At 62.9% G+C, this 24821-nt stretch carries 19 protein-coding genes and 4 pseudogenes; 10 read left to right on the forward strand and 13 right to left on the reverse strand.

Annotation, left to right across the window (positions count from 1 at the left end):
* Positions 1–850: prolipoprotein diacylglyceryl transferase family protein (locus A2J01_RS19780; protein ID WP_064113376.1), on the forward strand; the 850-nt coding region annotated here is incomplete at its 5' end.
* Positions 851–1077: 227 nt separating this feature from the next.
* Here the strand turns inward: A2J01_RS19780 and A2J01_RS19785 are convergent.
* The 5 genes and pseudogenes from A2J01_RS19785 to A2J01_RS19805 all read right to left on the reverse strand — a co-directional run bounded on the left by A2J01_RS19785 (position 1078) and on the right by A2J01_RS19805 (position 4311).
* Complete coding sequence (locus tag A2J01_RS19785; protein ID WP_082900905.1) at positions 1078–2025, reverse strand: M56 family metallopeptidase; 948 nt, start codon at positions 2023–2025, stop codon at positions 1078–1080.
* Positions 2022–2381 (reverse strand): BlaI/MecI/CopY family transcriptional regulator, encoded by a 360-nt coding sequence (locus A2J01_RS19790; RefSeq protein ID WP_064113377.1) that lies wholly within the window; start codon positions 2379–2381, stop codon positions 2022–2024. The genes A2J01_RS19785 and A2J01_RS19790 overlap by 4 nt, the downstream gene beginning before the upstream one ends.
* 403 nt (positions 2382–2784) lie before the next feature.
* Positions 2785–3089, reverse strand: a pseudogene (locus A2J01_RS19795) (L,D-transpeptidase family protein); the annotation flags it as partial.
* 46 nt (positions 3090–3135) lie between these two features.
* Complete coding sequence (locus A2J01_RS35225) at positions 3136–3402, reverse strand: copper resistance protein CopC (RefSeq protein ID WP_082900906.1); 267 nt, start codon at positions 3400–3402, stop codon at positions 3136–3138.
* 66 nt (positions 3403–3468) lie between these two features.
* Positions 3469–4311, reverse strand: a complete 843-nt coding sequence (locus tag A2J01_RS19805; RefSeq protein ID WP_064113380.1) for a F510_1955 family glycosylhydrolase — start codon at positions 4309–4311, stop codon at positions 3469–3471.
* A gap of 341 nt (positions 4312–4652) precedes the next feature.
* Here A2J01_RS19805 and A2J01_RS19810 point away from each other — a divergent pair, with 341 nt between their 5' ends.
* A complete protein-coding gene (locus A2J01_RS19810; RefSeq protein WP_064113389.1) occupies positions 4653–4979 on the forward strand; it encodes a metal-sensitive transcriptional regulator in 327 nt (108 codons plus the stop codon).
* Positions 4980–6017: 1038 nt separating this feature from the next.
* Here the strand turns inward: A2J01_RS19810 and A2J01_RS19815 are convergent.
* The 3 genes from A2J01_RS19815 to A2J01_RS35875 form a co-directional block, all read right to left on the reverse strand.
* Positions 6018–6389, reverse strand: coding sequence for an ArsR/SmtB family transcription factor (locus A2J01_RS19815; protein ID WP_064113381.1), 372 nt, complete (start codon positions 6387–6389; stop codon positions 6018–6020).
* A gap of 5 nt (positions 6390–6394) precedes the next feature.
* Positions 6395–7639 (reverse strand): MFS transporter, encoded by a 1245-nt coding sequence (locus A2J01_RS19820; protein ID WP_064113382.1) that lies wholly within the window; start codon positions 7637–7639, stop codon positions 6395–6397.
* Between the two features lie 246 nt (positions 7640–7885).
* Positions 7886–8119 (reverse strand): hypothetical protein, encoded by a 234-nt coding sequence (locus A2J01_RS35875; protein ID WP_156519324.1) that lies wholly within the window; start codon positions 8117–8119, stop codon positions 7886–7888.
* An 838-nt stretch (positions 8120–8957) separates the two neighbouring features.
* Between A2J01_RS35875 and A2J01_RS19830 the strand changes: the two genes are divergently transcribed.
* Together A2J01_RS19830 and A2J01_RS19835 are read left to right on the forward strand one after the other, a co-directional pair.
* A complete protein-coding gene (locus A2J01_RS19830; protein WP_064113384.1) occupies positions 8958–9941 on the forward strand; it encodes a TerC family protein in 984 nt (327 codons plus the stop codon).
* 530 nt (positions 9942–10471) lie between these two features.
* The gene (locus tag A2J01_RS19835; RefSeq protein ID WP_231915847.1) at positions 10472–12496 is read left to right on the forward strand and encodes a transglycosylase domain-containing protein; all 2025 of its coding nucleotides are present in this window, start codon (positions 10472–10474) and stop codon (positions 12494–12496) included.
* Between the two features lie 492 nt (positions 12497–12988).
* Here A2J01_RS19835 and A2J01_RS35880 read toward each other — a convergent pair whose 3' ends face one another.
* From A2J01_RS35880 to A2J01_RS19850, 3 genes and pseudogenes are all read right to left on the reverse strand, one after another.
* Complete coding sequence (locus A2J01_RS35880) at positions 12989–13645, reverse strand: hypothetical protein (protein ID WP_156519325.1); 657 nt, start codon at positions 13643–13645, stop codon at positions 12989–12991.
* Positions 13646–13809: 164 nt separating this feature from the next.
* Positions 13810–16131 carry a SulP family inorganic anion transporter gene (locus tag A2J01_RS19845; RefSeq protein WP_064113386.1) on the reverse strand — a complete coding sequence of 774 codons (2322 nt, stop codon included), beginning with the start codon at positions 16129–16131 and terminating at the stop codon, positions 13810–13812.
* A gap of 814 nt (positions 16132–16945) precedes the next feature.
* Positions 16946–17260 (reverse strand): annotated as a pseudogene (locus A2J01_RS19850) (integrase core domain-containing protein); the annotation flags it as partial.
* Positions 17261–17351: 91 nt separating this feature from the next.
* Between A2J01_RS19850 and A2J01_RS19855 the strand changes: the two are divergent.
* On the forward strand, positions 17352–18701 hold the full coding sequence (locus A2J01_RS19855; protein WP_060939900.1) for an IS30 family transposase: 1350 nt from the start codon (positions 17352–17354) through the stop codon (positions 18699–18701).
* Here A2J01_RS19855 and A2J01_RS35885 read toward each other — a convergent pair.
* Positions 18643–19362 (reverse strand): annotated as a pseudogene (locus A2J01_RS35885) (IS3 family transposase); the annotation flags it as partial. The gene A2J01_RS19855 and the pseudogene A2J01_RS35885 sit on opposite strands and share 59 nt — an antisense overlap.
* Positions 19363–19442: 80 nt before the next feature.
* On the opposite strand from A2J01_RS35885, the gene A2J01_RS19865 reads away from it, so the two are divergent.
* Both A2J01_RS19865 and A2J01_RS19870 read left to right on the forward strand, forming a co-directional pair.
* Complete coding sequence (locus A2J01_RS19865) at positions 19443–20468, forward strand: tyrosine-type recombinase/integrase (protein WP_003943780.1); 1026 nt, start codon at positions 19443–19445, stop codon at positions 20466–20468.
* Positions 20465–22300: a tyrosine-type recombinase/integrase gene (locus A2J01_RS19870; protein ID WP_003943758.1), complete on the forward strand. Its 1836-nt coding sequence runs from the start codon at positions 20465–20467 to the stop codon at positions 22298–22300. Before A2J01_RS19865 ends, A2J01_RS19870 begins: the two co-directional genes overlap by 4 nt.
* A gap of 14 nt (positions 22301–22314) precedes the next feature.
* On the opposite strand, the pseudogene A2J01_RS35250 reads toward A2J01_RS19870, so the two are convergent.
* Positions 22315–22608: pseudogene (locus tag A2J01_RS35250) on the reverse strand (transposase); the annotation flags it as partial.
* Positions 22609–22848: 240 nt separating this feature from the next.
* Here A2J01_RS35250 and A2J01_RS19875 point away from each other — a divergent pair.
* The 3 genes from A2J01_RS19875 to A2J01_RS19885 form a co-directional block, all read left to right on the forward strand.
* Positions 22849–23235 carry an ArsR/SmtB family transcription factor gene (locus A2J01_RS19875; RefSeq protein ID WP_064113387.1) on the forward strand — a complete coding sequence of 129 codons (387 nt, stop codon included), beginning with the start codon at positions 22849–22851 and terminating at the stop codon, positions 23233–23235.
* The gene (gene arsB / locus A2J01_RS19880; RefSeq protein ID WP_064113391.1) at positions 23232–24329 is read left to right on the forward strand and encodes an ACR3 family arsenite efflux transporter; all 1098 of its coding nucleotides are present in this window, start codon (positions 23232–23234) and stop codon (positions 24327–24329) included. Before A2J01_RS19875 ends, arsB begins: the two co-directional genes overlap by 4 nt.
* A 24-nt stretch (positions 24330–24353) precedes the next feature.
* The coding region (locus A2J01_RS19885) for an arsenate reductase/protein-tyrosine-phosphatase family protein (RefSeq protein WP_442971571.1) at positions 24354–24821 on the forward strand (468 nt) is incomplete at its 3' end.

The raw sequence follows: 24821 nt of genomic DNA on the forward strand, positions 1-24821 counted from the left end.
TGGTCGGTTCGCGGTGACCGCGAGAATCCGCGGAATCTCCTCTGGTAGTTGGGCTGTCAGTGCAGAGCGCATCGAAACTCCGGATGAAACCACCGGACGGTTCGACATTGCAGTTCCGCAGACCGCGACGGCCTGGACTACCCCAGCGCCATTGGTGCACGGGCCCGGCGTGCGACTCTGGACGTGGCCGCTGTTAGTCGGTTTGGGTGCAGTGTTCGCCATCGTCATGCAGGCGCTGCTCTTGACCCGTATGAACGAGAACGCCACCGCGGCAGTTCTCATTTCGATCCTCGGCTGCCTTCTCGGCTACGTGGGTGCGAAGCTCTGGTACTTGGTACTCCACCGCCAGAGCCTTCGAAAATTCGTCACTGCCGGCGCATGCATACAAGGATTTTTGGTGGTGTCGCTCGCGGTATTGGTGCTCGGTGGAGCAGCTTTCGGTCTGGGTGTCGGTTTGTTGCTGGATGTGACAACACCAGGGTTGTTTCTCGGTATTGCGATTGGGCGCCCGGGATGTTTTTTGACAGGATGCTGTTCGGGTCGACCTACCATGTCGAGATGGGGAATGTGGGCGTCGGACCGGACTCTCGCGGTGCGCCGAATCCCCGTGCAACTGATCGAAGCGTTCGCAGGTTTGCTCATTGGCCTCGCGGCGCTGGGTTTGGTCCTCTACGGTACCGAAAAGCCCTATGACGGAGCAGTATTCGTCGTCGCTGCAGCTATCTACACGTGGGTCCGTCAACTGTTGTTCCCCTACCGCGCGGATCCCCATACTCGGCGCGGGCGGCTTCTGACCAGCGCGGCATGCGGAATTATCATCGTCGCGACGTTTCTGCTGGGTGCGTTGTGATCGGGACCATTAGTAACCCTTTGCGCTTTCGGCTGCTGCCGCGTGCGCAGGAGTGGGTCTCGCGGAAATTGGGATGGTCTCGAATCAAGTTTCGCGAGGGATCGGGTCACATTGATCGGTGCAGCGTTCGGTGGATGAGGCCGGTTCAGTTCGAGGAGGGGGTTGAACCGACCTCAATCACCGGCGCTGCGAGCCGGCCTCTGTCCTTGCCCCGTTTTGCACTGTGTTCATGCTCCTGCTGCGCATGAAGCCATCGCCATCGCACCCAGCAGTGCCAGAAGGGGCGCCGCAGGTAGGACGATCGCCGTTCCGCAGGCAGCAAGGGTGCGGAGGTAGCGAATGGGCGTCGCGTGGTGGGTGCGAGGGGAGGACAAACGATCAAGTCGCAACGCCAGGCAATCCTGCGCTATTCCCAGAGCCGCCACGGGCACGTCGTGGGGCGTCATGCTGCGGAGGGCGCGGTGCACGGATTCGCGCCCATGCTGACGAACGGCTCGGGAGTCGGCTTCGATTTCTACTAACGCACGGACCAATGGGGGCGAAGATCGCATGATCGGAAGCCACGGGAACGCGTAGGCGAGCGTTTGAGCTGCGCTGACGAGTAGATGATGGCGTCCGGTGATGTGTGCTCGTTCATGCGCGAGTACTGCAGCCAGAGCCTCGGTGTCGAGTTGATCTCTCAATCCATCGCTGGCAACTACAAGTGCGGGGCGACCAGCGATACTGTAGGCGAAGGGCGCAGAAACCGGGAGCCAGAGCAGTGATGAGGGCCGCGCACCCCCCAGAATGCGCAGCAACCCGAGGTGTTGCTGGTGTAGCTCGCGGCGTGTACGGGAGAAGTTGAACAGATGGACGGTGGCTCGTACCGCCCCAACGACCAACGCTGACCCACCGAGTACGCCCACCGCGGTCTCGAGTCTGGCCGGAGCATCGTCGTGAAGAGCGAGCCAGCAGCTGTGGGCGAATTCGATCAGCGACGAGACGCCTCCGTGACTGGGCAAAAGGCTCAAGATCACCGGGACGCTGATACTCACCACAGTTCCGAGTACCAGAGCCCCCCACGAGACGAGGACGACATGCGGATCAACGCCGCGACGCATCATCGATCCGAGGAACAATGGGGAGAGCGCGGCAACGAGAAGACCACCGACCGCCCACGCGAGGACGGCTGTCACTTCTTTCCTCGTTCACGCAATCCACGCGCCAGGATCTTCGATTCGACGTCGGAAGTCCCGCGAACAAAATGCAACAGGACCCCGGTTGGGTCCCCGGTGGATTCGAGAAGTGCGCGCAACCCGTCAGCTGCCGCTTCCTCGCGACTTCGCGTGGCTTCGTACCAGTACGCGCGGCCGTTCCGCTTGCGATGCACCCAACCTTTGCGATGAAGATTGTCCATGACGGTCATCACCGTGGTGTACGCCGGTTCACGGTCGTCATCGAGGCCGTCGAGGACGTCGCGAACACGAACCGGTTCGGTGGAGCGCCACAGCACATCCATCACTAGTGCCTCGAGCTCTCCCAGACCTTGCATTTTTTCCTCCTACTAGAGCCACATTCGTCACCGCACCGTGTGAGAGCAAAACCTGCAACCTCCGTCGGGTTCGTGCGGGCGCCCACCAGTGACTGTCTGCTATTCGACAGTCACAGTGATCTGGGACCGCTCGATGGGGGCGTGGTGTCGGCTCTGCACGCTGGAGGTTGCCGAGACGGCGCTCAGTAGCCCCTGTTGAATACTATCTGTTCCGCTTCCCATTGCCGCCCAGATACGGCTACGGTGTCTGGCAACCTCTCCAGCAACGATCCGCAGAACCCTTGTCAGCTCGAAAGTGTCGAAGGTCTTGCCAGCACCTTCGTAGCGACGCTACGAGAGAGTGTCGAGCGCGGAGAATCTGTCAGCGATTCAACATCGCTTTCCGACAGGGCGACGACAAGTCTCACAACGCGCTGCCTTCCGACCATCGGTCCCGCGGCACACTCCAGTCGCCGTTCTGCCACAATTCGAGAGGGGCACCGCCGGTATTGCGTATCTCCACGACATCTCTGGGGAGCGAAAAATCGTAGAACCATTGTGCATCGGCGCGACTGAGGTTCAAGCAACCGTGTAGAACATTGGTGTTGCCCTGCGCCCAAACTGTGTCTTCGAGTTCGTGAAGGTAAATTCCGTCGGTGCTTATTCGCGTGGCGTTGTTGATTTTTCCTTGTACCCCAGCCGAGAATTGACGGGAAGTCCGTAGGTCGTGACGGCAACCGAAAGTCTTCCTCGACGAAGTCACCATCTGCGCCGATCACTTGCCGCCGGACGGTGTAGGTGCCCGGCGACGGAGCCTTCGAGAGCCGGGAAGTGATTGCGGGGCCGCCCTTGGATGACTCTGCCGCATCGGGCTCTCACGGCCAGCATCGTCCAGGACTTTGATTGCATCGATCTGGGGGGTGACTTGTTCGTTGAAGATCAGGGTGATGGTTCGCGGAGGCTCGGAAACGGCAGTCTCCGAGCCAGGTTCGGTAATGAGCAGCGTGGGGTGTGTTTGCGATGCCAGTTCCCAGAAACGCAATGACTCCCGCGACGAGCATGAGTGTGATGCTCTGGAGCGATCGAAGGAACAACGACATGGTTCAGGTCAGTGCAGGGCATACAGTGACTGAGAAGTCGCCGCGTACGCGCTGTCATAACTCGCCGCAGTCAACGCTTCGACAGCTCCGACATTAGCGCGCTTCTCCCAGTCCTTTCCTTCCCTGCTCCGCCATGCGAATCCATCTTGATCGACCCCCCACAATGCATCCGATGCTCCAGCGATCAGCACCAGAGACGGCGCTCCAGTGGCGTCTGTGAAGGTTCGCCCGTCGTTGCTGCTGTACTGCAGCCCTGACGAGGTGACAGCCCACGTCCCGGTGTCGGTGAGAGCGAGGGATGCGACTTCCAGAGCGGCGCCTGATTCCCACGACCTTCCCTCATCCTTCGACGATTTAACTCCGCTGACGCCGTCGAAGCCGACGAGCGTATTGCCATCTGTGGCCAGAGAATGAAAGTCCACTTTCCCCGCGAGTGAGCCATCCGTCCAGGTTCGGCCACCGTCGTTGCTGGTGCGTAGGCCAAGGGGGTTGGCTGCGCTGCTGGACGGTCCCGGATGGCCTGAGGAAAAGAGCGTGTCGCTGCCAGTCGCGCCCGCCAGCCCCATCAAATCGTCGTCGGAATCACCCACTTGCACTGTGTCGCCCGAATCTCCGATAGCGAACAGTCCGCGATGCGTACCCGCCAGGACGGTGCCGTCAGCGTTGACATGCAACCCGTGCAGATGATCAAGTTCGGTTGCGAACTCCACGCCTGGCATGGAGGGGGCGCCGGACTGCCCAGCCTGGTCGTCGCTTACCTGCGTCGAACAAGCCGCGAGAAGGACGGCGATGAGAGTGGCGCCGACGACTCCCACGAGTGGGGACGCTCGCGCACGACGACTATTGGGCATCTGAATGATTCGTCCTGTACTCGATGGATGACAACAATTCCGGTCGACCGGCACCGCAACTACTAAGTGACATAGTAGCTGTGGGGCAGCACGCAGTGAATTGCCTCCTGTGTTTGGGGAATGCTCGCCGTCTAACCTCCCCATCTGATACGGCAGGGGGGTATGATTTGACTATCGACGAATCCACGATCAGGTCCGCGGGAAGATGAGTCCGTCGTCGGCACGAAACCGGCTGGCAGAACATCGAACCAGCACGGGCAGGCCAACCGATTGCCGCCACCACGTCGGCGACACGCTTTTGAATGGTGCCCACTACGGGCGGCGAGCACGAGGAGAATCTCGTGGGTACAACTAATTCTGTTGATCCAGGCCGTCGCGACGATGTGAACCACGGGTACATCAGTGCAAAAGACTTATTTCTCAAGCGCCTCAAGCGCATCGAAGGTCAGTCACGAGGGCTGCAGCGGATGGTTGAGGAGGAAAAGTACTGCATCGATATTCTTACGCAAATATCGGCGATGACGAAAGCGCTGCAGGCGGTGGCGATGGGATTGCTCGAAGACCATCTCAGTCACTGCGTCGTCGATGCCGCTGTAACAGGCGGCCCGGAATCGGATGCCAAGATCAGGGAGGCCGCCGACGCGATCAGGCGACTCGTAAATTCGTAAGGACCCTTCAACTCTGACCTTCAAGGCCATCGAATTCGGGTGCTCAGAACATGATTCGAGCGGTTCGTCCTAGCTGACCCAGGGCTGCTGTCGGCCTTCAGCGCGGCCCCGACGGGCTCGGCCCCGACGGAGTGACCGCTCGCGCTGCTCGATCTGTGCCGACCGCCCTTACGGAGTGTGGCCGGCGATACGGGCAGACGGGTGTCTATCAGCAAGCCTGCCAGCTTTGACCGCCACGCATACCAACGTCACGACCATCCGGGCACGGTTCGGTTGGCCGGACAACGCGTCACCGAGCGACACTGCTGCGGACGGTGCCCGGCAGAGTGCCCACCACCGTAGCCGCAGTGTAGGGCAGTGGGCGCACAGCCGAGAGTCCGGAGCAATAGTTGACCAGGGCGAACGGTGCCGGGGCGATAAGCCGAAGCCACCCGCGTCTGGCCAGTCGGGCATCGATGGTCTTCGCCGGGGGTGTGTCATCCGCGCTTGAACCGCCGTGCGCCCAAGCGCCCGCACCAGCAGCGACGCTAGTACGGCGCTGACCGTCGTGGCGCTAATCGCGGCGGCGACCCCGCCAGTTGGGCCGAACAACAGCCCGGCATTGAGGGCGAACACCCGTTCGCGGGCACCGGAGCGATCGTCAGCACCGACTGGACTAGGAAGAACACCGAATACGAACGCCGGACCCACCGAACTCCGCCCAGTCCTGCGCTAAGGAGATCGACAGGAGGGGGTGAGGGTGGCGGTCGCTGCCAGCACCCGCTGTGGTGACGAGGAATTATGCGCAGGATCATAGGTCTCCGCCGGGGCGGGCGGAGGCGTTGTCGTGGAGTTCCGACGATGTACCCGCGGACAATCGATTCCCTCGCTCCCAGTGACCTTGATGATCGCTACCACGTACTTGTCGATTCAGTCCACAGGTGATCGGTTGCTCGACGGGGTGCCGTGTCCGTCGCCGAAGGACCGGCGGGCAGAACACGTGACGCCGCTGCATTCCCATCCATCCACGGGCATGGGAAGAGATGATGGGGGGCAGGTTCAGTCGTGCCCGGGCTCACCGGTGACGACATGATCGGCGTGGCTCAGGCCCTCGGTGACCAGCCGAGCAAGGTGGCCGTCATGGATCCGGTAGATCACACGGCGGCCCTCTTTGCGGGTATCGACCAAACCGGTGAATCGTAATTTCGCCAGATGCTGGCTGACAGCGGTTCGCGAGGCCTGGCAGGCCTCGGTCAAAGCCGAGACATCGGCCTCCCCGCGGGTGAGCAGCCAGAGGATGTGCAAACGCGTGCGATCGGCGAGCATGCGGAAGGTGCTGGTAGCGGCGTCGAGACGAAGCTGATCCGGGACGAGGTGGTGTTCGAGACTCGGAGCGATCCGGGGCTGCACGTGCGAGATGTTCTCGGTCATCGGTGCTACCTCCCTCCCACGGTTACCGCCTTCGATACCGAGCCCAATGATGCGGGCCACACACGCGAGGCAACTACTGCTGCGAGTGTAGCGAGTGCAGTCAGTGTCCCCGCGGCAACGACCTGACCGCTCCACACGCCCACCCAACCCGCAATCGGATAGGTCAGGAGAAAACATGCGTGCGAGAGCGAGAACTGGGCGGTGAACACGCCGCTGCGGTTCTCCGGGGGGGACTCGTAACGCAGCAGTCGTGCCGACGGGGTGTTGATCAACGAAGTACCCGCGCCGAGAACGATCCAGAGCGTCGCCAACGCGACCCAGCCCATGGCAGACCGTGAGTCGGTCAGCAAGAACAACGACGCCCCTGCCAATCCCAACGGAATGATCGTCGCGCCCGCCAACATCACTCGCCGATCGGAAACCCTCTCGAGCAGGCGCGGGAGCGCCAACGCGACCATCATCGAGCCGCCGCCGAAACATCCCAATGCCACCGCGACCCCGGTATTCGATCCGCCCAGGAGATCTCGCACGTACACCACCGTGTTGACTACCACGAGCGCGGTGGCGGAGGCGACGACCACGTTCAGTGCCAGCAAGCCCCGCAGTACCGGGCTGCTCACCATCACCCGCGCGCCGGCGGTGATGCGAGTGAGCAACGGCACCGAACGATCCACCGGCGTCAGGGACGGCAAGGACGTACTCACCACGAGCGCGGCCGAGACCACGAAACCTGCAACCGTTCCCAGGAACAGCGAGTGGTAGGTGATCATCGTCAACAGTGCCGCGGCCAGTACCGGACTGAGCAATGACTCGAGATCGTAGGCCAGACGTGAGAGAGACAGCGCACGTGTGTACTGCTCTTCCTCGACCAATACCGACGGGATCACAGATTGGAACGCGGGGGTGAAGGTCGCCGACGCCGCCTGCAGCACGAAGATCAGCACATAGATCTGCCACGCCTGATCGACCATCGGCAGCATCATCGCAACCCCCGCACGCACGACGTCGGCGCAGACCAACAGCACTTTGCGGGGAACCCGGTCCGTGACCGCCGAGATCACCGGCGCAACAGCGACATACGCGATCATCTTGATCGCGAGAGCAGTGCCCAGAACTGCGCCGGCATTGCTCCCGGCCAAGTCGTAGGCCAACAGCCCCAAAGCCACCGTGAGCAATCCGGTGCCGACCAGGGCGACGATCTGCGCGGCGAACAACGCGCGGAAGGTGCGGTGACGTAGAACGGTGAGCAAGGCGTTACTCCGCTGATGGTAGGGGCGAACCCACTATAACCCTATATGTGCGCATATAGGCACATATATTGGTCTCGAACCGCCCACACCCCACGACTATCGTCGAAGTAGGGGGAGGGGGAAAGAAAATGTTTGCAGGCCCGAGCATCGAGACCCGCGATCTACGCAGGTGGTGGATTCCCGGCGCGGTGGTCTCGGGAATGGTTGCAGCGCTGACGATTTCCGCGGTCAGAACGGTCGTCGCTGTCACAGCGACCCAGGGCTGGTTTCCTGCCACAAGCCTTTTGAGGTGTCGGACGCTGACTGCGCGCTGATCCGTGCTTCGGTAGCCAACACACTCGCCGGTAGCGCCCTCCCGTCCGCCGACGCCATCAGGATTCCGCCCACGCGCAGGGCCGGCGATGAGGGCAGCGACGACGCTACATCAGCATCTCCGTTATTCCTGGAGGTGGTCTTCGAGAGGTTACCGGGCGTTGTCATGTTTCCAGGGTGTGCGGTTCTCGCTTCGTTGTGGCGTGAGTTATTTCGCGGAGATGTTCGTGCCCCTGTCCACAACGACACATAGCCAACTTCGACTTCACTTCAACGAGAGTCTGCAAGTACGAGAAGGGCAGACGGACGACGCTACCTCGTGCTGGCGGCGATGTACGCGGGGATGTTGCTCGTCCAGCTCGACGTCAACATTCTCGTCAACATTCTCGTCAACATTCTCAATGTTGTATAGCCGCATATATATCGTCCGGGCAATACCGTCTGCCGGAACCGGGCTTGCCCGTAGCTCCGAGCTTGTTCATCTTTCCAGAGTCGACGCACCCTGAAGCTCGACGAGCGGGATCGGGTGACCGTGGACTCCCTCGGGTTGTATTACGACGTGACGACCGCATGGGGGAGTTCGATCAGCGACATGGCGACTTCGTCGAGATGATGGACGAGTTCCTGAGTGATCTGCGTCAGTTCTGCACGCATATGCCGCTTCCCTTCTCATGTCAAATACTACGAAACATAGTATTATCGTACGCGGCAATGCCTACAGTGGTCCTCGTGCCAGGGCCTAGGTAGGACTTTGAATTCAATCGGCCTGGAGGTCGACGCCTCCTCTCTGCCGTGGGAGGAGCACAGGCATTAACAGAATGGCGGATCTGGGTTCCCACGTGGTTTGTGGGGCAAACTGTTGGACGAGTGCAGTACGCGACGGAGCGGGTGATCGCACAGCTACGCTGTGTCGCCGCCTTGTGAGTACGACGCGGTGGTCACAGATTTCTATGGCAGGTGCTCTCGTGTCCGGCGCCGTTAACGGGTCATCCGAAGTCGGTAGCTGATGTCCGTCTCACCGATGGTCTGGCTCATCACCTGCGCGGCGATCCTTGGCCTGTTCGTGTTCGATTTCTTCGCGCACGTGCGCCGCCCGCACGCTCCGACGTTCGGGGAGTCGGCGTTCTGGTCGGCCGTGTACATCGGGGTTGCGATCTCGTTCGGATTCGCCGTCATCTGGATGTGGGGTGGCGCCTACGGCGGTGAGTACTACGCCGGCTACATCACCGAGAAGGCGCTCTCCGTCGACAACCTCTTCGTATTCGCGGTCATCATGTCCAGTTTCGCGGTTCCGCCCGAGTATCAGCAGAAGGTGTTACTCGCCGGAATTCTGATCGCCCTGGTGATGCGGGGACTCTTCATCGCGGTCGGGGCGGCGGCGATCAACGCCTACAGCTGGGTGTTCTACCTGTTCGGCGTCTTCCTCGTCTACACCGCCTACAAACTAATCCGGGAGACCGGCCACGAGAAAGAGGCCGAGGAGAAACGGGAGAGCCGGATCACCGCCACCGCGAAGCGGTTCCTGGCCGCAACCGATGAGTTCGACGGCGACAAACTCACCACCCGGATCGACGGCAAGCGGCTGGCCACGCCCCTGCTGCTGGCGTTGGTGGCGGTGGGGTTCACCGATCTGCTCTTCGCGCTGGACTCGATCCCGGCGATCTACGGTCTCACCAGCGAGCCGTACATCGTCTTCACCGCCAACGCGTTCGCCCTGATGGGACTGCGGCAGCTGTTCTTTCTGATCGGCGGGCTACTCGAGCGCCTGGTGTACCTGTCCTACGGACTTTCGATCATCCTCGCGTTCATCGGCGGGAAGTTGGTGCTTCTCGCGTTGCACGAGAACACACTGCCGTTCGTCAACGGGGGCGATCCGGTCAGCGTGCCCGAGGTCTCGACCGGATTGTCGCTCGGGGTGATCACCGGGGTGTTGGTGGTGACCGCGGTGGTCAGCCTACTCAAGACCGGAACCCGGACCGGGAAGACCTGACCGTGCTAGTGGGTACCGCGGAATCGGCCGGGTTTCCGGCCCGCCGAGGCGATGAAGGACCGTTCTAGTGCTGACGAGAATTGGCGCGGAGAGACAGGAGCGAGGTATGGAACGGTGTGACGTGGGGTCGATGAGTGACGCTCGCGTGTTCTCACGTTTGCGGAACAGGCTGTGGGGCACCATTATTTTGCTCCCCGTTGCGGTGCCCGCGCCCACCCGGGCGGCCGGTCCCGTGGGCGTGTGGAAGGCTGCCGAACGGGGGAGACCCATCAGGGAGCGCGCACCGTGGGGTGTCGGCCATCGCCAGCGGCGCCTGGCGTTCCGGGCCGGGCGGCGATTCCCGCTGACGAGACCGGGTGCGCGGCGGGATGCGACGGGCGGTGGCGGCCGCCGAGGCCTGTTGGCCGGGCGATGGGGCTCGGTGGTTCCCCACCGAGGCCGAGTACCGGTGGGGTGCTGACGTGTCGATCGCCAAGACTGTGGGGAAGCTGGCCGGATGCTCGGCCCTCGGGGGTGTTCTGCTCGCCGGGATGATCTTTCCGCTGGCAGGCGGCGTCGGCTACGTGTCGAACCGTGCGTCCGACACTGTCGACAATTCGGCAGCCGAGGTTGTCGATGGTGTCGCACCGGGGGTGACGACGATGACGGATGTGGCGGGCAATCCCATCGCGTGGTTATATGAGCAGCGCCGGTTCGAGGTGCGCAGTGACCAGATCTCGAACGAGATGAAGTTGGCGATCGTCTCGATCGAGGACAAACGATTCCCGGAACATCGGGGGGTGGACTGGCAGGGCACGATGCGCGCATTCCTGACCAACACCACCACCGGTCAGGTCGAGCAGGGCGCGTCGACCATCGACCAGCAGTACGTGAAAAATTATCTCCTGCATGTGGTCGCCAAGACCGACGCGGAACGCCGCGACGCGATCGAGACCACCCCGGCCCGGAAGGTCCGGGAGATCCGGATGGCCCTGTCGCTGGACAAACAGTTGACGAAGGACGAGATCCTCACCCGGTATCTGAATCTGGTGCCGTTCGGAAACGGCGCGTTCGGTGTCCAGGACGCCGCGCGCACCTACTTCGGCGTCGACGCGAAAGACCTGACTGTGGCGCAGTCGGCGATGCTCGCCGGCATGGTGCAGTCCAACTCCACGCTGAACCCCTATGCCAATCCGGGCGGAGTACGCGACCGCCGAAACGTCGTGCTCGACACGATGATGACCAATATTCCCGAGCGCGCGGACGAGATCCGGGGACTCAAGGAGGCACCGCTCGGAATGCTGCCCTCCCCCAGCATCGTGCCCCGCGGGTGCATCGCCGCCGCGGACCGCGGATTCTTCTGCGACTACGCGCTGCGCTATCTCGAGAACGCCGGACTGCCCCGGGACCAGATCGACAAGGGCGGCTACTCGATCAGGACGACCCTCGATCCGGTGGTCCAGGCTTCGGTGAAGTCGGCGGTCGCCGCCTACGCCGACCCCGGACTCGAGGACGTCGCAAGTGTGATGAACGTCGTGCAGCCCGGCCAGAGCCAGCACCGGATACTCGCGATGGCGGGCAGCCGCAACTACGGTCTGAACAGTGCGGCCAACGAAACCGTTCAGCCTCTGCCGTACTCGCTCGCAGGGAACGGCGCCGGCTCGATCTTCAAAATCTTCACCACCGCCGCCGCCATGGAGAAGGGCCTCGGCACCGACGCCGTCCTCGACGTCCCCGGCAGGTACGATGCGAGAGGAATGGGCGACGGTGGGGCCCCCGGCTGTCCGCCGACGACGTACTGCGTACAAAATGCGGCACCTTATCCGGCCTCGCTGTCGGTGACCGACGCACTCGCACGATCACCGAACACCGCGTTCGTCAAACTTCTCGAAGAGACAGGGGTCGCAGCGACGGTGGACATGGCGGTGCGACTCGGGATGCGCTCCTACACCGCGCCGGGCACCTCCGGCTTCGGTGACCAGAGCATGGCCGACCTACAAAAAGACCAGAACCTGGGTTCCTTCACGCTGGGCCCGACCTGGATCAACCCGCTCGAGTTGTCGAACGTCGCGGCCACTCTGGCCTCACGAGGCAGGTGGTGCCCGCCGAGTCCGATCGACTCGGTCCTCGATCGCGACGGGCGCCCGGTGCCCCTCACGGAGCAGGCGTGCGAACAGGTCGTCGAACCGGGCCTGGCCGAAACCCTGGCCAATGCGCTGAGCAAGGACGACAAATCGGGCGGCACCGCGGCGACCGCGGCGTCCGGCGCGGGTTGGACGTTGCCCATGTCCGGGAAGACGGGCACCACCGAGTCGAACATGTCCTCCGGATTCCTCGGATTCACCAACAACCTGGCAGGCGCCGTCTATATCTTCGGCGACTCGCCGAACCCCGGGCAGATCTGCACCAGCCCCTTGCGCTCCTGCGCGGACGGCAATCTGTTCGGCGGCACCGAACCGGCACGCACCTGGTTCAAGGCGATGATGCCGATCGTGAACAACTTCGGGCCCACGCAGCTACCGCCGGTCGACCCGAAATACGCCCGCGGATTCCCCGGCGCCCCGCCTCCCCGATAGACGAATCGCACAGCCCCGCGCCGGGTAGCCGATCGCCGCCCCGCGCGGGATCGCTGATCACCCGGGTCAGCCCCGGCCGGCGACTCGATGCAAGAGGGTTGCCGGTCGTCGGGTTGAACCATCGGCACAGTTCCGGTGCGATCCGGCGGTGTCTGAACCGCCTGGACGAGATGGTGGCTCCTGATTCCAACAAGGAGAATGTTGATCATGCCTGCACCGAAGATGTATGACGCCGAGACCCAGGCGCGCGCTGTCCGGGCTTGATGCGGCACCAGCGACCCCGGTCGTCCTCAAAGCCCCGTAGGACATGCCCCGTGGCGGGCAGTGATCCGTCTCGCCGGCGGCGCATTCGGCGTGGGGCTGCCGCCACGACGTCGCCGTTCCCCTCACCGGACGACAGGTGCACCAGCATAGAGACACGCCCAGCGTCGGGGGTCCCGTAGCAACGGGGTCTCACTGGCAACGGGGAGGGATCGGGTCTGCGTTTCCGGGTCAGCTGCTACCGTCTCCGAGCTCCCGGTAGGCGTCACTGTAGGCGTTGAGGCTGGCGACGGCCTCGTCCACCTCGGCGTACAGCAGGGTCGTTTCGGGTCCGCGATGGGCGGCCTCAGCCGCGCGGATCGCGGCGATGGCCCGGTCAGTTGCATCGATGTACTCCCGGGCGCGGGCGGAGAACTCTTGCTGGTCGCGGGCGATTCGACGCTCGTCGCGGGTGATTACCAACGCTGCTAGCGCCCGTTCGAGACGCACGCCGTCGGCGTCGAGTTGGGGAAGCACCATCGGCAGGTCACCGAGATATCCGCCCGAGGTGGCGGAGGCGGCGTCCGCTTGACGGGCCAGCTCCGCCCGGCTCCGGCCGACCTGCGTCTGCAGAGCCGCCAGGTCTCGGCGCGGGCCCGCGGGCAGCGCCTGCACTCCGACGGTCAGCAGGCCCCTCTCGGCCGCCGCCCGGCCCCGGGCGAGCACCCCGCTGCGGCGCATCCGCCGCCACAGCAACCAGCCGGTGACCGCGGCGGCGGCCAGGAACACGACCACCACCACCAGGAGCGTGATCAGCACTCCCGGGGTGAGGAACCCGACGAGATCGACACCCTCCTCCTTGTCAGCCAACCTGTTCGGCCCACTGACAACACCACGGCTCGGGTTCACGACTCACTCCTGTTCCGTGGGAGCCTTGCGAGCGGATCGACCCAGGTCACCTGGACCGATTCGAGGCGGCAGGTGCAGCCGTCTGCTCTCTTTTCACGGTACCCCGCCTGGCTCCAACCCGCCGGGGTCACCGGTTCATGCTCTTGTCGGGAGTGTCTCGTTGATCAGGCCACCGGCGCACGGTCGGGGTCGAGTTCGATGACGCAGGTGGTGGAGACCGCGAGTACCCGTGCGGTGGGAATGTCGAAAAACAGGCCCGCGATGTGGATCCGTCCCTCCGACATCGCCGCGCCGATCAGCGGATGCCGCTGCAGGGTCTGCAGTTGCAGGGCGACATTAACCATGGCGAGTTGATCGACCGCGCTGAATCCGGCGTCGGCAGCCGACCGCGCCACCGGGTGCCCGGAGTGGTATGCGTTCTTGCTCGGTTGGGCGTGCTCGAGCCACTGCTGGACGGCGATGCTGCCGCTGGACTGAGGATACGGACGGTCGGGGTCGGCCAGGAGAGCCTTCATGGCGCCGCACCCGGAGTGGCCGCACACGAGCACGGAGCTGACCTCGAGTTCGTCGAGCGCGAAGGCCAGTGCCGCCTCGACGGAGTCGTCGCGTTGACCGGCGGGAACCAGGTTGCCGATGTTGCGGACGGTGAACAGGTCTCCAGGGCCGCTGCTGGTGATGATGTTAGGGACGACCCGCGAATCCGAGCAGGTCAGAAACAGTGAGTCGGGTCGTTGACCGTCGTGCAAATCGTCCATATGTGGGCGCAGATGCGGTGCGTGCGTGCGGTGGTAGTCGGAGATTCCGGCCAGCACCGATCGCATGGCTCGCGGGTTCGGATGCTGCATTTTGTCGCCCTCTTGGTGGGGGTGGGGTAGGTATTTCTGCCATACCCGCCATGGGGCGAAGCCGCCGCGGCGGCTGAGTTGTGCCGTGCCGTCGGTGGCGCGCGACGGCACGGCCGCGGCACCGGCCATCTCCGCGGTTCCTCGCTCGTCGATCAGCACAGTTCCGCCGGTGCTCTCATGCTGACGCGACCATTCCTCGATGACCTCGAAGACGGCGTGGTCGAGGAAGTCGACCGTGAGTTCGACGGTGACTTGACTTCCCGGTGGCACCGAGGCGAGCACCCCGGTTAGTCTGGGCAGGGCAAGGAAGCTGCACGAGCCTTCCACCACCACCCGCCACTGCCGCGATTGTGGGGTGCCCACGGGCTCGGCATGGATCGATGCACGAACCACCCGCCACACCACCAGCGCGATCGCCAGGGCCAGCCCGATCAGCACACCCTCAAGTAAATTGAGGAACACCACCGCGGCAACGGTGACCCCGTATACCCACAGGTCCCCGGTGCGGTGCGCGATCCGCAGGTGCGCAAGCTTGATGAGCTGGATACCGATCACGATCAGCAGGCCGGCGAGAACGGACTTCGGGATCTGCTGGACCAGACCGGCGAGCAGCGCCGAGAACACCAGGATCCATACTCCGTGTAGAACCGCGGAGGCCTTGGTGCGGGCGCCGGCGGAGACGTTGGTGGAACTGCGGACGATGACGCCGGTGACCGGTAGGCCGCCGAGGATGCCGGACGTGATGTTCGCGGCCCCTTGGCCGAGCAACTCCCGGTTGAGGTCCGAACGCGGGCCGGTGTGCATCTTGTCCACCGAGACGGCCGAGAGTAGGCTTTCGACGCTCGCGATCAACGCCACGGTCAGGACTCCGGTGGCGACGCCGAGCCACCGACCGTCGGGGAGGGCGGGAAGCGCGATCGCGTCGAACAACGATCCGTCGAGGACGATGCGTTCGACCTCAAGCGGCAAGACCAGTGAGAGGACGGTCGCGGCGACGACCGCCACCAGCGGGCCGGGTACCCGCCGCAGTCTGTCCGGCACGAACTTCCACGCCAGCAGAATGGCGATCACAGTTGCGCCGACGAAGACATCGTAGAGGTGGGCGTCGCCGATCTGGCTCGGCAGTGCAGTCAGGTTGTTCCACGCGGAACTCTGCGAGCTGCCACCGAGCAGCACGTGAACCTGCTGCAGGGCGATGGTGATGCCGATTCCCGCCAACATGGCATGCACCACCATCGGCGAGATCGCCAGCGAGGCGCGGGCCACCCGGCTCAGCCCGAACAGGATTTGCAGCACCCCGGCAGCGACGGTGATCGCACAGGTGACCTTCCACCCGAAGGTGTTGACCAACTCGGCGCCCACCACGGTCAAACCCGCCGCCGGGCCGCTGACCTGTAAGGGCGACCCACCCAGCAAACCCGCGACGACCCCGCCGACCACCGCGGCGATTAGTCCGGCCATGATCGGGGCACCCGAGGCGATCGCGATGCCCAACGACAACGGCAACGCAACCAGGAACACCACCAACGACGCGGCCACGTCGTGCCGCAGAATGCGAGATAGTGGTGACTCCGTCGTCGAGCTGTCACCGGCAGTGGCTGGTGGAACGTCGGGCTCCGTGGTGGTCCGGGTCGCTGGCATATGGCTCACTCCTTCACCCCGACCTTCTGCTGCCGGCGCTCTCGTGTTGGACGGCTTCCCTCCGCACTGAGACGAAGACGCATCCCGCAACGCATAAGTTGTTGCGCTGCCAGCCATCTCGTGCGCGGGCTGTCTGGGTCGGAGGGAACTGTGCTCACAGACGCTACTGACGAACCCTTAGAGCAGGCTGAGATCCGACGCCATGTGCGGCGAGGGTCACATATCGAAAACTGTTGTTAGCCAACATAATTAAATTGTCCGGGCATAACCCGGTCGCGCAACGGATGCTCCGTTGCCTACGTTTGATCCCCTCAATGCAACTCGGATCCATGTCCCCGACCTAGACGTGAAACCGCATTAGCGACCCTGGCGATGTGCCGAAGCCCATTAACTACTACGAATCATAGTACTTGGTACGGGTCTTGACCAGGTTGTCGATCCGGGCGTGTGGCGGGCGCATGAGATCGGGTTTGGCGTCTTAAATACTATTTGCTTTTCAGTAACTTTGGGCATCGTTTACCGAGGAAGAATTGTGCAATTGTGCAATTGTGCAATTGTGCGCATGGGCGATTTGGCGAGAATCGAATTCTGTTGTAGCAGTGCCGATTGCGACGTTTCTTGTTTTCTGCTTGTTTGTGGTTTGGGATGGGTCCAGTAGAATGGAGAGCATGATGCCGATAAGATGGCAAACGCGAGTGGGGATAGTGTCGGGCACCCCCACCTAGCGTCGTTTGAGGCTTGGGTCCCGGCTCCTTGATTGCGAACAAAGCCTTTGGTGGCAAAGATATTGAATCGCACCGGCGAGTCCGGAGACTTACTGATTTGAGAACTCCGCAATTCGCGTAGTTCTGTGTTCACCGTAGTGGAACGCCTCGAGTTCGGCCGGTGGAACATCGCCGCAGTGCTCGTAGAGTCGTCGGTGGTTGAACCAGTCCACCCATTCCAACGTCGCGATTTCCACATGTTCGACTGTTCGCCATGGCCCGCGGGGTTTGATCAACTCGGTCTTGTAGAGCCCGTTGATCGTTTCGGCGAGAGCATTGTCGTAGCTCGACCCGGTAGACCCGATCGAGGCATCGATACCCTCCTCAATGAGCTTGTCGGTGAACGCAATTGACGTGTATTGATTGGGCTCAATCGGTGGAAGCAACATTCGAGGTCAGGAGGGTGTTGTGGGTCGTCCATCGGATTGGGTGCGGGAGGTGACGGGCAGGGCTCCGATGAGGTCACCGGGAGCGCCGGGCCATCCTCGGTCTAAGGAACGAGATTTTTGGGAGCAGATCAGTACCGGCAAGCTACCTCGCGAGGCAGCTGACGCTGTCGGCGTGGCGCAAGCGGTTGGTCAGCGGTGGTTCCGGCACGCTGGCGGGATGACGCCGTACTCGTGGCCCCCGCCGGCAGGCAGGTACCTTTCTTTGGCAGAGCGTGAGGAAATCGCGATCCTGCACGCCACCGGCCACGGAGTGCGCGCGATCGCGAGTGCCATCGGGAGGAGCCCGTCGACGATCTCGCGGGAGTTGCGCCGCAACGCTGCCACGCGTGGAGGCACGCTCGAATACCGCGCCAGCGTGGCGCACTGGAAAGCCGAGTTGTTTGCCCGCCGCCCGAAGACCGCCAAGCTCACGGCCAACGATCGGTTACGGCACTATGTTGAGGACCGACTCTCGGGCCGGATCACCATGCCGGGCGGCGATGCTGTCGCCGGACCGCTCGAACGGCAATGGAAAGGCTTGAACAAGCCCCATCGTCAGGACCGCCGATGGGTGAAAGCGTGGAGCCCCGAGCAGATTTCGAACCGGCTACCAATCGATTTCCCGGATGATCTGAGCATGAGAATCAGCCACGAAGCCATCTACCAGTCCCTGTTCATCGAGGGCCGCGGCGGCCTGCGCCGCGAACTCATCTTGTGCCTGCGCACCGGCCGTGCTCTGCGCATGCCGCGGGCAAGAGCAAAGCGTGCTGCCTGGGCTCACGTGAGCCCGGACGTACTGATCAGCGAGCGTCCCGAAGAAGCCGACGACCGTGCGATCCCCGGGCACCACGAGGGTGACCTCATCATCGGTACGGACAGGTCCGCAATCGGAACCGTCGTCGAGCGCACAACCGGATACACCACCCTCGTGCACCTGCCACGGGAGCGTGGGTGGCGACAGCAACCGATCACCAAGAACGGGCCGGCACTGTCGGGATACGGAGCGGTGTCGATGAACAGAGCGTTGACACAGGCACTGGCGTCGATGCCCACCGAACTCAAACGCTCGCTGACCTGGGACCGCGGGAAAGAGATGTCCGCACACGCCCAGTTCACCATCGACACCGGGCTGAAGGTCTACTTCGCCGACCCGCACAGCCCGTGGCAACGAGGCACCAACGAGAACACGAATGGACTACTGCGCCAATACTTTCCGAAGGGAACTGATCTCTCGCGATGGAACCCAGACGATCTCGCGGCAGTCGCCCACGCTCTCAACACGCGACCACGGAAACGACTCCAATGGCGAACCCCCGCTGAAGCTTGGGACGAACACCTACGATCAATTCAACAGCAACGTGTTGCTTCGACCGGTTGAATACGCCTTGCGATCCGCGGTCGTTGTGGTGAATGAGCCCGGACAGGTCGGCAATTCCCTCTCGGCGTCGGGTCCAGATTGCGTGCTCGATGGCATCGAGCACCAGCGGTGTCGTCATCGTCGTCGCAGTTCGCCATCCGAGGATCCGCCGCGAGTACGCGTCGATGACGAACGCGACGTACACCCAGCCCGACCACGTCGAAACGTAAGTAAAGTCAGCTACCCACAACATGTTTGGCGCGACCGGGTTGAACCTTCGCTGCACCAGATCGTCCGCACGACTGCCTTGTGGATCGGCGATGGTGGTGCGCTTGATCTTTCCTCTTCGTGCCCCTTCGAGCCCGAGGACACCCATCAATCGTTCGACCGTGCACCGCGCTACCTCGATACCCTCTCGCCTCAGCTGAAGCCACACCTTGCGGGCGCCGTAGATCGAATAGTTCTCGGCATGCACCCGGCTGACCTCGGCTTTGAGCTCCTCGTCGCGCAGAGACCGCCGAGATGGGGAACGGTTGCGCGCTTCGTAGTAGGTGGACGGCGCAATGGAGCAGCCGTGCTCGCTGAGCACCCTGCAGATTGGCTCGACGCCGTACTCGCTTTTGTATCGGTTGACGTAGTCGATGATCACTTGTTGTTGCGGTCGAGCTCCGCTGCGAAGAAAATCATGATATGTGGGTGATCTGACGCATCCAGTGTCAGGCTGATCATGTCGGTTGTCGGCTCGATCGAGGAGGCCCCACAATGAATGCTTTCGTCCCAGCGCTGGTCCGGCCGCCTGGCGAAATTCCACGACTCGGCGAACCACTTCTCGATGAATACCTACGCTTCGTCGCTGCGAGAGCACGAACCAACACCCTCCTGGCACAGACGTTCGACCTGAAAGTCTTCTTCACCATCATCGGCAAGGAACCGACGCAGGTGAGCACCAGCGATGTACTGGCTTTCATTCAAGCGCAACGACTTCCACGCAAAGAGAATGTGGTCCGCCTCAGCGACGGCGAATCGGGACTGGCCACCTCGACCATCAAACGTCGACTGGCGTCGATCTCCGGCCTGTTCTCCTACCTCCATGAGCGTGGGCTGGTCGAGAAGAATCCCGTGCCGCGAGGCCTCTCGACCCGGTCAGGACGCTCTCACGTTCGCGGGACCCCACTGATCAGAGCGCCGCGGCGCCTCCCACGGGTACTGAGCCCCGACGAGGTCAACGCACTATTGGCCGCGCTACGCTGCGAACGAGACCGGGCGATGGTCCTGTTGATGCTGTTCGGCGGACTACGCCGATGCGAGGTGCTGGGCTTACGGATGCCCGATGTCCGACCCGGTGAGCGACGAGTGTTCGTCGCCGCCGGCAAAGGCGGCCACCAACGCATCGTCCCGGTCGCACCGACCTTCTTCGAAAGCCTCGGCCGCTATCTCGACGCCGAACGCCCGATCGACAGTGCCACCGATCATGTCTTCGTGGTCCTCAAACGTCCCAGACGCGGCAACCCGCTTTCCGCGGCCGGTCTCGATGAAATTCTCTCCGGCGCCCGAGTTCGAGGCGGGTTACCTCATGCGACATGTCACGAACTTCGACACACCTGCTTCACCCGACTCCGCGAATCGGGGATGGCGTTGGAGGCGATTCAAGCTCAAGCCGGGCACGCATCCATCGAGTCCACACGCATCTATCTGCATCTGGCCAACGACTGGCTGATCGGCGAGTATTCCAAGGCGATGGACATTCTCGACGGCATCGCCGGTGACATCCCTGGAGATGCGAAATGAGCGTTCCGACAGACTCTTTGAGAAAACCTGAGTCAACCGCGGCCCGCACATACGTTCACGCGGTCACCAATGCACATGCCCACCGAACCCGACTCCGGGCTGTCCTGCGGTTCGAGGACAGGTTCGGTGATCTCGGCGCATGGAACGCGCTACCGGTGTCGGCGCGCATGGCAGCTTCCGACATCGTGCGCGCGTTCGTTGCCTTCGCGGCCGTCTTCGAGTCGGTGGCCGTCGATGCGATCTATGTTGTGCAATCATCATCGAAATGGGGCGCCCATCTGGCCGAACGTGAACCCGTAGCTGCTTCCACATTCCGCACGCAGGCAACAAGTTTGGGATTCTGCGAGCGCGAGGCAGGGAAGATGTGGTCCAAACTCGCGCAGATCTGTGTCATCGCCGGCGCCACGACCGAGGCGCTCACCTCGGCGGAGTATGTCGCGGCCCGGGCCCAGTTTCATTCCGCCGTAGTCGCCAAGGTCGGGCGTGCACCGAAATCGTTGAACGCGCCACTCTTTGGGCTCGATGCGCTCATGTTCCATCGCGGCCAAGGACCCCGGCCACATCCGCGCAAACGCTGGGCAGCACGATCGGTGCCCGAGATCGGTTGGGACCGCGCCGAGGAGTGCGCGCCCGTCATGGTCGCTACGATGCGCCGTTACCTCGACCAGATCGGCATCAGCCTGCGGGTCTCGTCGGTGGACTGCATCGAGACCACACTGCGCCAGTTCGCCGGCCATCTGGCCACCACCAGCGACGTAGTCTGCGTCGCCGACATCGACCGCACCCACATCGAGGCCTACAAGACCTGGTTGGCGGCACGGCCGGGGTATCGCAAGAACACGAACCTGTCCAAGACCACCATCGGCATGCGCATGGGGCACCTGAGCGCGTTCTATCAACGCATCATCGAATGGGACTATCCTGATATCCCTGCCCGAGCGCCGGTCTACTCCTCGGACCGGCCGATCAAGGACAAGCCGCTACCGCGATTCCTCGACGACGGCGCCGCCGCCAAGTTCTTGACCGCAGCCCGCAACCTGCCCGACGAGTTCGGTCGCCTCGCCATCGAAATGCTCTCACGTACCGGCATGCGCAAAGGCGAACTCCTCGACCTGACAATCGATTCGGTCGTCCAGATCGGTTCCGCCTACTGGCTCCGCATCCCCGTCGGCAAGCTCCACAACGACCGGTACGTCCCCTTGCATCCCCAACTCAAAACAATGATCGACACCTGGCTCGAGCACCGACCGGACTGGCAGGACAGTCCGCTGCTCTTCACCGACCGCGGTCGTCCGATCCCGGGCACCCGAATCGACAAGGCAGTCCAATCCGCTGCTGCCGCAGCGGGAATCGGCCACGTCCACCCTCATCAGCTGCGGCACACACTCGCGACGCAGGCCATCAACCGGGGTATGAGCCTCGAGGCGATCGCCGCATTGCTCGGGCACAAGACAATGGAGATGACGATGGTCTATGCCCGAATCGCGGACCGGACCGTTGCCGACCAATACTTCTCCGTCACAGAGAAAGTCGAAGCCCTCTACAGTAAACACGAACCCGCCGTCCTGCCTGCCGAGGACGAGCCCGCCGCGATGCGCAAACTCCGCGCCGAAGCCCACCGGCGGATGCTCGGTAACGGCTACTGCGCACGCCCAGTCGAACTCGACTGCCACTTCGAGTCGATCTGCGAGTCATGCACGTTCTTCGTCACCACCATCGAGTTTCTCCCCACCCTCACCCGTCAGCGAGACGACGCCGCAGACAAGGGCCAGATCGGGCGGCAGAAGGTCTTCGACGGACTTATCCAGCGACTCGACGACACGGGCACTTGACATCGATCACCCACATAAACCGATGCCGACTTCAGGATCTCGTTGGCACGCTTGAGTTCCCGATTCTCAGCGCGAAGCTTGCGCATCTCCGCAGCCATTTCGCTCGTCACACCAGGCCGCTCGCCGGCATCAGTTTGCGCTCTCCGAATCCAGTTGAGCAATGTTTGCGCTGTTCCGATACCGAGTTTGTCGGCCACGGATTCGACCGCGGCCCATTCCGACGGATATTCGTGCTGGACCTCGGCGACCATCCGCACCGCACGCTCACGCAACTCGGGCGGGTACCTCTTGTTCGTTGCTGACGACATGACTCCATCTTTCCCAAAGAATGAAGTCCCCGGAAACTCCGGTGCGATTCATATTCGGAATTTTGAGGAGCGGAGGCGTCTCCGTGTTCAGGTGGCGCTGTTCTACGTCGGGCTTGCTGGTCATCGTTCGGTCCGATCGTCGATTGTGGGTTTCGAATCAGTGTCGCATCGGCAATCGCGGAGGCGGATATTCATCTCTGGTTGGTTGCGTGTTGATTCGATATCTGTCAATATCGAAGAATGTCGAATCAAGAGCTGCCGGAGTCAGAGGCTTGCTGCACCCCGCTCGTACGTGAACCGTTGACAGAGGAGTGGGCGGGCGACCTGTCTCGGATGTTCAAAGCGCTCGGCGATCCGGTTCGCCTCCGCTTGCTGAGCTTGGTGGCAAGTCACGAGGGCGGTGAAGCCTGCGTCTGCGACATCTCGGATACGTTCGACCTGTCCCAGTCGACGATCTCGCATCATCTCAAGGTGCTGCGCCAGGCCGGGCTGCTCGACTGTGAACGTCGCGGGACCTGGGTGTACTACTGGGTGATTCCTACTGCACTGCAACAGCTTTCCGCCGTGCTCCTGGTCGAAGGTACGAGCGTGACCGCAGCGGACGCGTGCGCGGAGGTCACCGCATGAGCAACACCGCTGCCACCACCGAACACCCCGCAGTCGTCGGAAAACTCTCCACCCTCGACCGCTATCTGGCGGTCTGGATCGGTGTGGCCATGGTCGTCGGCCTGCTGGTTGGACGCTGGATCCCCGGTGTGAACACTGCCCTGGACAAGGTGCAGATCGACGGCATCTCGTTACCGATCGCCCTCGGCCTGCTGATCATGATGTACCCGGTGTTGGCGAAGGTCCGCTACGACCACCTCGACACTGTCACCGGGGACAAGAAACTCCTCGCCGGCTCCCTGTTCCTGAACTGGGTTCTCGGCCCGGCGCTGATGTTCGCCCTCGCCTGGCTGTTTCTGCCTGACCTGCCGGAATACCGAACCGGTTTGATCATCGTCGGTCTCGCTCGCTGCATCGCGATGGTGATCATCTGGAACGACCTGGCCTGCGGAGACCGCGAAGCCGCCGCGGTGCTGGTCGCCATCAACTCGGTGTTCCAGGTGATCATGTTCGCCGTGCTCGGTTGGTTCTACCTCTCGGTCCTGCCCGGGTGGCTCGGCCTCGAACAGACCACCATCGACACCTCGCCCTGGCAGATCGCGAAATCGGTCCTGATCTTCCTCGGTATCCCGCTGCTGGCAGGTTTTCTGTCCCGCTTCTTCGGCGAACGCGCCAAAGGCCGCGACTGGTACGACAACAAGTTCATCCCCAAGATCAGCCCCTGGGCGCTCTACGGTCTGCTGTTCACCATCGTCGTGCTCTTCTCGATGCAGGGCGAACAGATCACCTCCCAGCCTTGGGATGTCGTCCGGATCGCGTTGCCGCTGCTGGCGTACTTCGCGCTCATGTGGGGCGGAGGCTACATCCTCGGCGCCGCAATCGGATTGGGCTATGAACGCACGACGACCCTGGCGTTCACCGCCGCGGGCAACAACTTCGAACTCGCGATCGCCGTAGCCATCGCCACCTACGGCGCCACCTCCGGTCAAGCGTTGGCGGGAGTGGTCGGCCCATTGATCGAGGTGCCGGTGCTGGTGGGCTTGGTTTACGTCTCCCTCGCTCTACGCAAACGCTTTGCCGTCAAAGAGATTTCACCCACACCCACCGCTACGTAAGTCACCTACAACTCTTCGGGAGTCATGATGAACGAGCACCGCGCCCAGCCCGATCTCCTCTCACCGCAGGCCGTTCTCTCGCGCACCGCGCAAGACCTGGCAGCGAAGTACGTCGGGGTCTTTTCCCCGCAAACCGTCGAACGCTATGTCTTCGAGTCCTACACGGCGCTGCGCCGCACCGCGAAGATCCACACCCATCTCACCTCGCTCGCGGCGCGGTTCGCCGCCGACCGCCTCACCGCTTTGGCCCAGTCCAGCGGAGCACTCACCAAGGACGTGCCCGAAGTTCTGTTCGTGTGCGTCCACAACGCCGGCCGGTCGCAGATGGCGGCGGCACTGCTCGATCACCACGCCCGCGGCCGCGTTCATGTGCGCTCGGCTGGATCCGCGCCGGTCCACGAGATCAACCCAGCCGTCACCGCGGCGATGGCCGAGATCGGGATCGATCTGGCCGACGAGTTCCCAAAACCGCTCACCGACGACGTGGTCGCC

The sequence above is a fragment of the Rhodococcus sp. EPR-134 genome, from assembly GCF_001647205.1.
GTDB lineage: Bacteria > Actinomycetota > Actinomycetes > Mycobacteriales > Mycobacteriaceae > Rhodococcus_F > Rhodococcus_F qingshengii.

What these genes read in the sequence shown, in the direction of transcription:
- A2J01_RS19865 (WP_003943780.1), top strand. Translation starts at nt 19,443, where the DNA reads ATGAATGCTTTCGTCCCAGCGCTGGTCCGGCCGCCTGGCGAAATTCCA.
- A2J01_RS19805 (WP_064113380.1), bottom strand. Translation starts at nt 4,311, where the DNA reads ATGCCCAATAGTCGTCGTGCGCGAGCGTCCCCACTCGTGGGAGTCGTC.
- A2J01_RS19835 (WP_231915847.1), top strand. Translation starts at nt 10,472, where the DNA reads ATGATCTTTCCGCTGGCAGGCGGCGTCGGCTACGTGTCGAACCGTGCG.
- A2J01_RS19870 (WP_003943758.1), top strand. Translation starts at nt 20,465, where the DNA reads ATGAGCGTTCCGACAGACTCTTTGAGAAAACCTGAGTCAACCGCGGCC.
- A2J01_RS19830 (WP_064113384.1), top strand. Translation starts at nt 8,958, where the DNA reads ATGTCCGTCTCACCGATGGTCTGGCTCATCACCTGCGCGGCGATCCTT.
- A2J01_RS19790 (WP_064113377.1), bottom strand. Translation starts at nt 2,381, where the DNA reads ATGCAAGGTCTGGGAGAGCTCGAGGCACTAGTGATGGATGTGCTGTGG.
- A2J01_RS19875 (WP_064113387.1), top strand. Translation starts at nt 22,849, where the DNA reads ATGTCGAATCAAGAGCTGCCGGAGTCAGAGGCTTGCTGCACCCCGCTC.
- A2J01_RS19845 (WP_064113386.1), bottom strand. Translation starts at nt 16,131, where the DNA reads ATGCCAGCGACCCGGACCACCACGGAGCCCGACGTTCCACCAGCCACT.
- A2J01_RS19815 (WP_064113381.1), bottom strand. Translation starts at nt 6,389, where the DNA reads ATGACCGAGAACATCTCGCACGTGCAGCCCCGGATCGCTCCGAGTCTC.
- arsB (WP_064113391.1), top strand. Translation starts at nt 23,232, where the DNA reads ATGAGCAACACCGCTGCCACCACCGAACACCCCGCAGTCGTCGGAAAA.
- A2J01_RS19855 (WP_060939900.1), top strand. Translation starts at nt 17,352, where the DNA reads ATGAGGTCACCGGGAGCGCCGGGCCATCCTCGGTCTAAGGAACGAGAT.
- A2J01_RS35875 (WP_156519324.1), bottom strand. Translation starts at nt 8,119, where the DNA reads ATGACAACGCCCGGTAACCTCTCGAAGACCACCTCCAGGAATAACGGA.